Origin of the sequence: Pseudoalteromonas sp. MB41 (assembly GCF_020966275.1) — a bacterium.
Classification (GTDB): domain Bacteria; phylum Pseudomonadota; class Gammaproteobacteria; order Enterobacterales; family Alteromonadaceae; genus Pseudoalteromonas; species Pseudoalteromonas lipolytica.
On record NZ_JAJJZF010000056.1, the window covers coordinates 1 to 1,994 of the forward strand.

General features: G+C 49.6%; 2 protein-coding genes. Both read left to right on the forward strand.

Features of this window, described 5'->3' with window-relative positions:
• On the forward strand, positions 1–626 hold a 626-nt coding region (mobV, locus tag LPA49_RS22065; RefSeq protein ID WP_230237770.1), incomplete at its 5' end, for a MobV family relaxase.
• A 912-nt stretch (positions 627–1,538) separates the two neighbouring features.
• A partial coding sequence (locus LPA49_RS22070; RefSeq protein ID WP_230237771.1) for a plasmid recombination protein occupies positions 1,539–1,994 on the forward strand: 456 nt, incomplete at its 3' end.

Below are 1,994 nucleotides of genomic sequence, written 5' to 3' on the forward strand. Positions count from 1 at the left end.
GCATGGCTCGTTACGATGCCGCAATGAAGGGGCTGAAAGTGCGTAAGAACGCCGTTCTGATGCACGAAGCCATTGTGACGGCCTCACCTGAGAAAATGGCTGAAATGACGCCACAGGAGCGCACAGCGTATTTTCGTGATGCAGCTCGCTGGCTGGTTGAGTTGCATGGCGGTGATATGGACAACCTGATCTCGATGTCCATCCACAATGACGAGTCGAACCCTCACGCCCATATTTTGCTGATCCCCAAGGTGGACAACAAGTTAAACAGCCGTTCTATCATCGGTGGCCACCGTGGGCGCTTGAGTGAACTGCAAACTGAGTTCTACGACCAGGTTGCAAGCAAGCATGGTTTAACCAGGGGCAAGAAAAACAGTCGGGCAACCCATCGGCATTACTCGGACATGAAATCGCTTCAGGGGCGCGTACAGGAGCTTACAGAGGAAATTGAAAAATTGACCAATGAGCGAGATAAAACGCTTGAGCAGTATTGCGATCTGGATCGTGAGTTGATCAGGGTCAGAAATGAGCTGGAGCGAGCTAAAACGCTAGGTTTGGATGAGTTACGGGGCGTGGTTAATGAACTTGAACAGAGCCTTTCCCGTTCGCCTATGCGTCCCAGATAAAAAAAACTAATGATTCTTCGGGGGAAAATCAGCTAACATAACCCCCAGAAATGACAAAACCGACTCTGCAAAGTCGGTTTAGTCGGGTGTTCAATACACAAGCCGGTGATTGAGTTTTTATCATAGCATAAAAACCCTGCTAGAAATCAACTCAATCACACAGAATTTTGCACCCTACACCTGATTTGGACTCAAGATGCTTTGGATCAGGCGACGTATTTCTAAGCTGGCGATCAAGGGATTCCATGAGCCAGCAAGTGAACCCAGCACTGATGAATGTTGTAATAGTCACCCCGTTCCAGCGGCCTAGACGGGGGGTAGAGCGAATGTTAATAGTCAGTGTTGCCAACGCTTTGGAGGACGGTTTTAAACCGCTAAAGTTGGGCGTAGGGGCTGCCGGAAAGGGGGAGAAATCCTGTACCGCATCAGCGCGAAATGAACCTGATACTGACCCATTTTTTATGGTGTGCTCGGTAGGGGTTCCGCGTAGCGGAAAGGCGCAAGAGCGCGCCTGCCGCGCCACCTTTTTCAGCCCGTTAGGGCAGGGCGGTTTCTCGGGTTAACTCGGTGATCGGGTATCAATAACCGAATAAAAAACAATCAAAAAAAATCCTGTTATTTGGGGAGTGAGTCTGGGTGATTAGTGTTGAGTTGTTGTGTGTAAAATCTCTGATTTTTCCACATCAAATCAATACGGTTTGCGTAGCAAAAATCCCCAGCACTTGAGCGACCTCCCTTGCGCAGCAAGCCCACAGCGTAGCTACATTTGAACAGGGAATGCGGAGCGTTACTCTGGGCACAATGTGGAGTGGGTGCACATTTTTCAAATGTGTTCGGAAAATGTCTATAGACATTTCCGTTCGTCTCCACATTTTATGATAAAATCCGTATTTAACGGACGGATTAACTGCAATGGATAAAGCAATCTTTCGGATCGCCAAGATCAACAACAAACGGGGCGCTCGTGCTGCACTGGCACACAATCTGCGGCTCGACAACACGCCAAACATCAACACCGAACTGTCACACCTCAACAGCAACGTAAAGGGCATGCAAACGATGGATGAGTGCATGGCTCGTTACGATGCCGCAATGAAGGGGCTGAAAGTGCGTAAGAACGCCGTTCTGATGCACGAAGCCATTGTGACGGCCTCACCTGAGAAAATGGCTGAAATGACGCCACAGGAGCGCACAGCGTATTTTCGTGATGCAGCTCGCTGGCTGGTTGAGTTGCATGGCGGTGATATGGACAACCTGATCTCGATGTCCATCCACAATGACGAGTCGAACCCTCACGCCCATATTTTGCTGATCCCCAAGGTGGACAACAAGTTAAACAGCCGTTCTATCATCGGTGGCCACCGTGGG